The organism is Kitasatospora sp. NPDC057512 (assembly GCF_042802135.1).
Classification (GTDB): domain Bacteria; phylum Actinomycetota; class Actinomycetes; order Streptomycetales; family Streptomycetaceae; genus Kitasatospora.
Genome location: NZ_JBHVET010000297.1, coordinates 1 through 9,518 on the forward strand (window position 1 = coordinate 1; position 9,518 = coordinate 9,518).

Sequence of the window (9,518 nt, forward strand, 5' to 3'; positions counted from 1 at the left end):
CTGCCGCGGGTCAGGCCTGGCCGCTCGGGCGGCGCATCGGCCGCAGGGCCGGGCGGGCCTTCTTCGGCGCGGGCGCCGCCTCGCCCCCGGGCAGGACGGCGGCGAGGGCGGCGACCGTGGGCGCGTCGAACAGCGTGCGGATCGGCAGTTCCGCGCCGAGGGTGGCGCGGATCCGGCTGACCAGCCGGGTGGCGAGCAGGGAGTGGCCGCCGAGGTCGAAGAACCGGTCGTCGATGCTGACCGTCTCCACGCCCAGCACCTCGGCGAACAGGGCGCACAGCTCCCGCTCGCGCTCGGTGCGCGGGGCGCGGCCCTCGGCCGCCCCGGCGTACTCGGGCGCGGGCAGGGCCCTGCGGTCGACCTTGCCGTTGGCCGTGACCGGCAGGCTGTCCAGGACGACCACGGCGGCCGGGAGCATGTAGGCGGCGAGGCGGTCCGCGACGAAGGCGCGCAGCTCGCCGTCGGTGGCCTTGCCGGTGGCGTACACCACCAGGCGCTTGTCGCCAGGCTGGTCCTCACGGACCACCGCGAGCGCCTGGCCGACGCCCTCGTGGGCGGTGAACGCGGCCTCCACCTCGCCGAGTTCGATCCGGAAGCCGCGGATCTTGACCTGGTCGTCGGCCCGGCCGAGGAACTCCAGGACGCCGTCCGCCGTCCAGCGGGCGAGGTCCCCGGTGCGGTACATCCGGCCGCCGGACCCGTCGAAGGGACAGGCGACGAAGCGCTCGGCGCTGAGCGCCGGGCGGCCGACGTAGCCGCGGGCCAGGCCGGCCCCGGCGATGTACAGCTCGCCCGCCACCCCGGCCGGGACGGGCTGGAGCGCGGCGTCCAGCACGTACAGCCGGGTGTTGGCCAGCGGGCGCCCGATCGGCACCACGTTCGGCACCGCCGCGGCGTCCGGCATCGGGTACTGGGTGGCGCACAGGGTGGTCTCGGTCGGCCCGTACAGGGCCCGCACCGCGATGCCGGGGACGGCCTCCAGCACCCGGCGCACGGCCGGGGCGGAGACCACGTCGCCGCCGGTCAGCACCTCGCGCACACCGGCGAAGATGCCCGGGTCCTCCTCCGCGATGACCCGGAACAGGCCGGCGGTGACGTGGACGTGGGTGAGCGCGTGCTCGCGGACCAGCCCGCGGATGGCGGCCGCGTCCAGGTCGCCCTGCGGCGCGACGACCACCCGGCCGCCGGAGAGCAGCGGCACCCAGATCTCGTAGGTCGAGGCGTCGAAGGCGTGCGGCGCGTGGAACAGCACCCGCAGGCCCTCGTCGTGCCGCCAGCACGGGTCGGTGGCGAGCTGCACCACGTCCCGGTGGCTGATCGCGATGCCCTTGGGCTCCCCGGTGGAGCCGGAGGTGAACATCACGTACGCGAGCTGCTCCGGGTGGGGCGCGGCCCGGTGGGCGCGCCGTTCGCGCGGACCGTCGAACCAGCCCTCGGTGAGCGGCAGGACGGGGCAGGGGGCGTCGGCGGCCAGCGGGTGGTCGCGGTGCGCCGGGTCGACCAGGACGAGCGCCGCGGCCGTCTCGGCGGTGATCCGCCGCAGCCGCTCGGCCGGGTGCCGGTCGTCCAGCGGGACGTAGGTGCCGCCCGCCTTGGCCACCGCGAGGATCGCCGTCAGCAGGTCGGCGGAGCGGTCCATCAGCAGGACCACCGGCGTCTCGGCGCCGACCCCGGCGCCGGCCAGGTGGGCCGCCAGGTGCTCGGCCCGGGAGTCCAGTTCGGCGTAGCTCAGCCGCTCGGTGCCGAAGACCACGGCCGGCGCGTCGGGGGTGGCGGCGGCCCGCGCCTCGAACAGCTCCGGCAGGGTCGCGTCCGGGACGGGCGCGGCGGTGTCGTTCCAGCCGGTGAGCAGCTGCTCGCGCTCGGCCGGGTCGAGGATCCCGATGCCGCCGATCGGGGCGTCCGGGGCGGTCGCGGCGGCCCGCAGCACGCGCAGCAGGCGCTCGCCGAGGGCGGTGGCGGTGGTGTGGTCGAAGAGGTCGACCGCGTACTCGACCGCCACCGTCAGGCCCGCCTGCGGGCCCTGCTCGGTGAAGCGGAAGGACAGGTCGAACTTGGCCACGTCCAGCTCGAAGGGGTGCTCCGCGCAGCCCAGGCCGCCGAACTCGGTCGGCACCGTGACCCGGCTCTCCAGCGCCACCAGGGTCTGGAAGAGCGGGTGGCGGGCGGGGGTGCGGGTGGGGTTGAGGTGCTCGACCAGGCGCTCGAAGGGGATGTCCTGGTGGTCGTAGGCGTCCAGGTCGGCGCGTCGGACCCGGTCCAGCAGTTCGCGGAAGGTGGGGTCGCCGGAGGTGTCGGTGCGCAGCAGCAGGGTGTTGACGAAGAAGCCGACCAGGTCGTCCAGGGCCTCGTCGGTGCGGCCGGCGACCGGGGTGCCGAGCGGCAGGTCGGTGCCGGCGCCGAGGCGGGTGTAGAGGGTGGCGACCGCGGCCTGCAGCGCCATGAACAGGCTGGCGTTCTGCGCCGCCGCCAACTCGACGAGCGCGCCGTGCAGTTCGGCGTCGACGGCGACCTCCACCAGGCCGCCCTGGTGCCCCGGTACGGCCGGGCGCGGACGGTCGTACGGGAGCGCCAGCTCCTCCGGGGCATCGGCCAGGGCCTGCTGCCAGTAGGCGAGTTGGTCGGTCAGCAGGGCGCTGGGCCGCTCGTCGGTGCCGAGCAGCTCGCGCTGCCAGAGAGTGTAGTCGGCGTACTGCACCGGCAGCGGTGCGCGGGTGGGCGCGGCGCCGGCGGTCCGGGCCTGGTAGGCCTCGGCGAGGTCGCGGAAGAGCGGCCCGACCGACCAGCCGTCGCTGGCGATGTGGTGCATCAGCACCAGCAGGACGTGCTCGTCGTGCGGCAGCGACAGCAGGGTGGCGCGCACCGGCAGGTCGTGGGCGAGGTCGAAGACCTCCTCGCCGGCCGCGACCAGGGCCGTCCGCAGCTGCCCCTCGTCGGCCACCCGCACCTGGCGCAGCGACAACTCGCCCGCCTCGACGACCTGTTGGTGCGGCTGGCCGTCGACGGTCGGGAAGACGGTGCGCAGCACCTCGTGCCGGTCCACCACGTCCCGGACGGCCTGCTCCAGGGCGGGCAGGTCGACGGCGCCGGTGAGCCGGACCGCGACGGGGGTGTTGTAGAGCGCGCTCGGGCCCTCGAACTGCTCGATGAACCACAGGCGTTGCTGGGCGGAGGAGAGCGGCACCAGCTCCGGCCGCTCGGCCGGCCGCAGGGCCGGGCGGGCCGCCGCGGAGTCGGGCAGGGCGGCGGCCAGCAGGGCCACCGTCGGGTTGTCGAAGAGCGTGCGGATCGGCAGCTCGGCGCCGAGGCCGGCGCGGATGCGGCTGACCAGCTTGGTGGCGAGCAGCGAGTGGCCGCCGCGGTCGAAGAAGTTGTCGTCGATGCTGATCCGGGCCAGCCCGAGGACCTCGGCGAACAGCGCGCACAGGGCCTGCTCGGTGGCGTCGCGCGGCTCGCGCCCGCCGTCGGCGCCGCTGTAGTCGGGCGCGGGCAGGGCCTTGCGGTCCACCTTGCCGTTGGGGTTCACCGGGAGCTCGTCGAGGACGACGATCGCGGCGGGCAGCATGTAGCCGGGCAGCCGCTCGGTGACGAAGTCGCGCAGCTCGTCGGCCCGCACCGCGCCGGTGACGTACGCGACCAGGCGCTTGTCGCCGGGCTGGTCCTGGCGGACCGCCACGCAGACCTGGCCGACCGCCGGGTGGGCGGTGAACGCCGCCTCCACCTCGCCGAGTTCGATCCGGAAGCCGCGCAGCTTGACCTGGTCGTCCGCTCGACCGACGAACTCCAGTTCGCCCGTGGGGGTCCAGCGCACCACGTCGCCGGTGCGGTACATCCGCCCGCCGGGCTCGCCGAACGGGCAGGCCACGAAGCGCTCGGAGGTCAGGCCGGGGCGGCGGACGTAGCCGCGGGCCAGGCCGGAGCCGCCGATGTACAGCTCGCCGGGCACGCCGACCGGCACCGGGCGCAGCCCGGCGTCCAGCACGTACAGCCGGTTGTTGGGCAGCGGCCGGCCGATCGGCACGACGGCCGGCACCTCGGCGGCGGAGGTCATCGGGAAGTGCGTCGCGAAGGTGGTCGTCTCGGTCGGCCCGTAGACGTTGACCAGCCGCAGCCCGGGGCAGCTGTCCAGCACCCGCCGCATGGCGACCGGCGAGGCGATGTCGCCGCCCGTCCACACCTCGTGCAGCCCGGTGAAGGTCTCCGGGGCCTCGGCGGCCAGCACGTTGAAGAGGCCGACGCTGATCCAGGCGGAGGTGGTCCGCTCGTGGCCGATCACCGCCGCCAGCTCGGCGATGCCGAGCCGGCCGGCCGGGGCGATCACCAGCTGGCCGCCGGAGAGCAGCGGGGTCCAGATCTCGTAGGTGGAGGCGTCGAAGGCGGAGGGCGCGTGCACCGGCAGCCGCTCGTGGCCGCCGCCGGTGAACTGGCCGCCGAGCGCGAGGTCCACCACCCCGCGGTGGGTGACGGCGATGCCCTTGGGCACGCCGGTCGAGCCGGAGGTGTGCATCACGTACACCAACTGGTCGGCGCGCTGCGGCAGTCCGAGGTTCTCGGGGTGCTCCTCGGCGTGCGGGTCGAGCACCGTCAGCCCGGCCAGCGCGGGGTGCTCGCGGTGCGCGGCGTCGGCCAGCACCAGGGCGGCCCCGGCGTCGTCGAGGACGGTCCGCAGCCGGTCGGCGGGCTGGGCGTCGTCCAGCGGGACGTACAGGCCGCCGGCCTTGAGCACGGCCAGGATCGCCACCACCTGGGCGGCCGAGCGGTCGATCATCAGCGCGACCGGCGTCTCCCGGACCACCCCGGCCTCGACCAGCCGCAGCGCCAGGCCGTTGGCCCGGGCGTTGAGCTGGGCGTAGGTCAGCTCGGCGTCGTCCGCGGTGAGCGCGATCGCGTCCGGGGTCGCGGCGGCCCGCGCCTCGAACAGCTCGGGCAGCGAGCCCTCCGGCAGCGGGGTGCTGGTGCCGCTCCAGTCGGTGACCAGCTCGGCGCGCTCGGCCGCGGTCAACACCTCGACGGTGCCGACGAGTTCGGCGGGGTCGGCGACGATCCGGTCGAGCAGGGCGAGGAAGCGGTCCAGCAGGGCGCGGGCCTCCCCGGTGGTGAAGGCGTCCGGCTGGTGGTCCAGCCGCAGCTGGAGGCCGTCGCCGGGGGTGAGGGCCAGCACCAGCGGGTAGTGGGCGCTGTCGACGTCCTCGACCAGGGTGACGCGGGTGGCGCCGCTCGGGTCGGCGTCGTCCAGCGCGGACGGGTCCGGGTAGTTGCCGTACACCGTGACGGTGTCGAACAGGCTGCCCATCCCGGCGAGTTGCTGGATCTCGGTGAGGCTGAGGTGCTGGTGGTCCAGCAGCGCGGACTGCTCGTGCTGGAGGCGCAGCAGCAGCTGGCCCCAGCTCTCCGCCTGGTCCAGGCGCACCCGCACCGGCACGGTGTTGATGAGCAGGCCCATCATCCGCTCCACGCCCGGCAGGTCGTGCGGCCGGCCGGAGACGGTGGTGCCGAACAGCACGTCCTCGCGCCCGGTGAGCCGGGCCAGCAGCACGCCCCAGGCCGCCTGGACCAGGGTGTTGAGGGTGACGCCGTAGCGGCGGGCGGTGCGGGCGAGGGCCTCGGTGGCCTCCGGGGAGAGCCCGGTGTGCAGGCGCAGCGGCAGCTGCGGGACGGCCGCCGAGCGGCCGGGGGCGAGCAGGGTGGGCTCGTCGGCGCCGGCCAGGGCCTGGGCCCAGGCGGCGCGGGCGGTGTCGCCGTCGCGCCGGGTGATCCAGCGCAGGTACTCGCGGTACGGGGCGGCCGGGGCCATCGGCTGCTCGAAGTACAGCGCCCACAGCTCCTCCGCGAACAGCGGGGTGGACCAGCCGTCCAGCAGGATGTGGTGCGCGGAGGCGATCAGCTGGTGGCGCCCGGGGGCGAGCCGGAGCAGGGTGTAGCGCAGCAGCGGCGGCCGGTCGAGGTCGAAGCGGCGGCCGTACTCGGCGGCGGCGATCCGCCCGGCCTCCGCCTCGGGGTCGGCGTGGCCGGTCAAGTCGACGACGGTGAAGGGAAGTTCGACACCGTCCGGGACGACCTGCACCGGCGGGCCGTCGTGCCGCTGGTGGAAGGCGGCCCTGAGGTTGGGCTGGCGCACCAGCAGCGCCTCGGCGGCGGCGCGCAGCCGGTCGGCGTCCACCGGGCCGGTGAGGTCGAAGGTGACCACCGAGGTGTAGACGTCCGCGCCGTCGGCGTCGTACGCCGAGTGGAAGGCCATGCCCTGCTGGAGCGGCGAGGTCGGCCAGACGTCCACCAGGCGGGCGGGGGCGTGGTGGGCGGCGAGCCCGTCCAGCTCGTCCTGGGTGACGGCGACCAGCGGGAAGTCGGAGGGGGTGTGCCCGCCGGCGTCCGGCCGCTCGGCGTGCTCGGCGAGCGCGCTCAGCGCGGCGAACCAGGCCTCGGCGAAGGCCTGCACCCGCTCCTCGGAGAGCAGTCCGGTGGCGTAGGACCACTGGGCGACCAGCAGCGGGCCCTGCGGGGTGTCCACGGTGGTGGCGTCCAGGCCGAGCACCCGGCCGAGGGCGAGGCCGGTCGCGGCGCCCTCGGACATCGCCTCGGTGCCGGCGAGCACGTCCTCGGCGGTGACGCCCTCGGGCGCGAAGCGGCCCAGGTAGTTGAACTCGATCTGCGGGTCGGCGTGCCCCGCCAGCGCGGCGGCGGTGTCCGGGTTGAGGTGGCGCAGCAGGCCGAAGCCGATGCCGTTGTCGGGGACGGCGCGCAGCTGCTCCTTCACCCGGCCGAGGGCCCGGCCGAGCGCGGGGCCGGCCGCGGTGACCTCGGACCAGGGCAGCGCCCCGGGGGCGAGCCGGACGGGGTAGACGGAGGTGAACCAGCCGGCGGTGCGGTGCAGGTCGACGCCGTCGACGACCTCCTCGCGGCCGTGGCCCTCCACGGTGACCAGCACGGCGCCGTCGGGCCCGGTGGTCTCCTGCCCGCGCCAGTGGCCGAGGGCCAGCGCCAGCCCGGTCAGCAGCACGTCGTTGACCTGGGCGTGGTAGGCGGCGGTGACCTTGGTGAGCAGCGCCTGGGTGGTCGCGGCGGGCAGCACGAGCCGCAGCAGGCCCTCGGTGGCGTAGGTGTCCCGGGCCGGGTCCAGCGGGCGGTCGCCGAGCAGCGGGTCCGGGGTGGCCAACGCGGCCTGCCAGAGCGGGAGTTCGGCGGCCCGGCGGTCGGTGTTGGCCTCGACGGTGAGGCGCTGGGCCCAGCGGCGGAAGGAGGTGGGCACCGGGGCGAGCTCGACGGCGCGGTCCTCGCGGAGCGCGGCGAGCGCGCCGAGCAGGTCCTCCTCGACGATGCGCCAGGTGACGCCGTCCACCACCAGGTGGTGGATCACCAGCAGCAGCTGCGAGGGCTGCTCCGGGCCGGCGTCGAAGCGCACGGCCTGGACCATCCGGCCGTCCTCGGGCGACAGGCGCTCGCGGGCGGCCGCGGTCTCGGCGCGCAGTGCCTCCGCGTCGGCCCGGCCCTCGACCCGGCGCAGCACGCCGTCGGCGGGGACGGCGCCGGGCTCGGGCACGTGCAGCGTCCACGGGCGCTCGGCGAGCGGGGAGGTGCGGGCGCGGAACAGGTCGTGGTGGTCGAGCAGGGCCTGGACGGCGGTGCCCAGGTGCTCCTGCGTCGTGCCGGCGGGCAGGGTGAGCAGGGTGGACTGGTAGAAGCTCTCCACCGCGCCGTGCTGGGCGGCCAGCCAGTGCACGATGGGCGTCGGCGGCACCTCGCCGAGGCCGGCCCCGGCGGGCTCGACGACGACCGGCCCCTCCAGCGGACGGGCGATCAGCGCCAGCTTCTCGACGGTCGGGGCGAGGAACACCTCGCGGGGGGTGAGCTGGAGGCCCGCGTGCCGGGCCCGGGAGACCAGCTGGATGGCCACGATGGAGTCGCCGCCGAGCTCGAAGAAGGAGTCCGTGACGCCCACCCGGGGCAGGCTCAGCACCTCGCCGAACAGCCGGACCAGGGTGTGCTCCAGCTCGCCGGCGGGGGCGCGGCCGTCCTCCTCGCCGGCGCCGAACACCGGCGCGGGCAGGGCGCGCTTGTCCACCTTGCCGTTGGGCGTGAGCGGCAGCCGGTCGAGCACCACGACGACGGGCACCATGTGGTCGGGCAGCCGCTCGGCGCAGTACGCCCGCAGCTCGGCCGGGTCGGCGGCGCCGACGGTGTAGCCGACCAGGCGGCGCTCGCCCGGGCGGTCCTCGCGGACCAGCACCACGGCCTGGCGCACCTCGGGGTGGGCGGAGAGGGTCTGCTCGATCTCGCCGAGCTCCACCCGGAAGCCGCGGATCTTCACCTGGTCGTCGGCCCGGCCGAGGAAGTCCAGCTGGCCGTCCGGGCGGTAGCTGCCGAGGTCGCCGGTGCGGTACATCCGCTCGCCGGGCTCGCCGTACGGGTCGGCCACGAAGCGCTCGGCGGTCAGGCCCGGGCGGTTCAGGTAGCCGCGGGCCAGGTGCGGGCCGGCCAGGTACAGCTCGCCGACGGTGCCCGGCTCGACCTGCCGCAGGTGCTCGTCCAGCACGTGGATGCGCACGTCCTGGCAGGGCCGGCCGATCGGGGGCAGCTCCTCGCCGGTGAGCGGCTCGCTCATGCTGACGATGACGGTGGCCTCGGTCGGCCCGTAGCTGTTGAGCATCAGCCGGCCGCGGCCGCAGCGGGCGGCCAGCTCGCGGGAGACCGCCTCGCCGCCGCCGATCAGGGTGCGCAGCGAGGGCATCGGCAGGTCGGGCAGGGTGGAGATCATCGCGGTGGCGACGTCGGCGTGGGTGACGCCGTACTGGTCGATCAGGGCGGCCAGCGGCTCTCCGACCAGCTGGCTCTGCTCGCGCGGCAGCACCAGGGCGGCGCCGGTGGTGAGCGCGACGGACAGGTCGGAGACCGAGACGTCGAAGCTGAGCGAGGAGGCCTGGAGGACCCGGCTGCCGGGGCCGACCCCGGTGGCGGCGACCTGGGTGCCGACCATGCTGGGCAGCCCGGTGTGGGTGACGGCCACGCCCTTGGGCACGCCGGTGGAGCCGGAGGTGTAGATGACGTACGCGGTGTTCGGCGCGCTCACCGGCCGCACCCGCTCGGCGGCGGTGAAGCGGTTCCCGGAGCGCGCGGCGAGGTCGGCGAGGTGCTCGGCGGAGTCGAGCAGCAGCCGGGGGGCGCCGGTCTCCGGCAGCTGGGCGGCGGCCGCGGCGGTGGTGAGCACCAGCGCGGCGCGGGAGTCGGTCAGCATGTGGCGCAGCCGCTCGGCCGGGTAGGCCGGGTCGGCGGGCAGCCAGGCGGCGCCGGTCTTGGCGACGGCGAGGATCGCGGCGATCGCCTCGGGGGACTTCGGCAGGGCCAGCGCGACGACGTCCTCGGTGCCCAGGCCGCGGGCGGCCAGCACCCGGGCCAGCCGGTTGGCGCGGGCGTCCAGTTCGGCGTACGTGAGGGTGGTGCCCTCGGCGTACAGGGCGGGGGCGTCCGGGGTGCGGGCGACCTGGGCGTCGACCAGTTCGGTGAGGGTCGGGCGGGTGTCGGGG

At 75.9% G+C, this 9,518-nt stretch carries 1 protein-coding gene; it reads right to left on the reverse strand.

All coding sequences use genetic code 11. The features are described 5' to 3' along the window. Positions 1-10: 10 nt before the first annotated feature. On the reverse strand, positions 11-9,518 hold a 9,508-nt coding region (locus ACFU6K_RS20300; RefSeq protein WP_380664884.1), incomplete at its 5' end, for an amino acid adenylation domain-containing protein.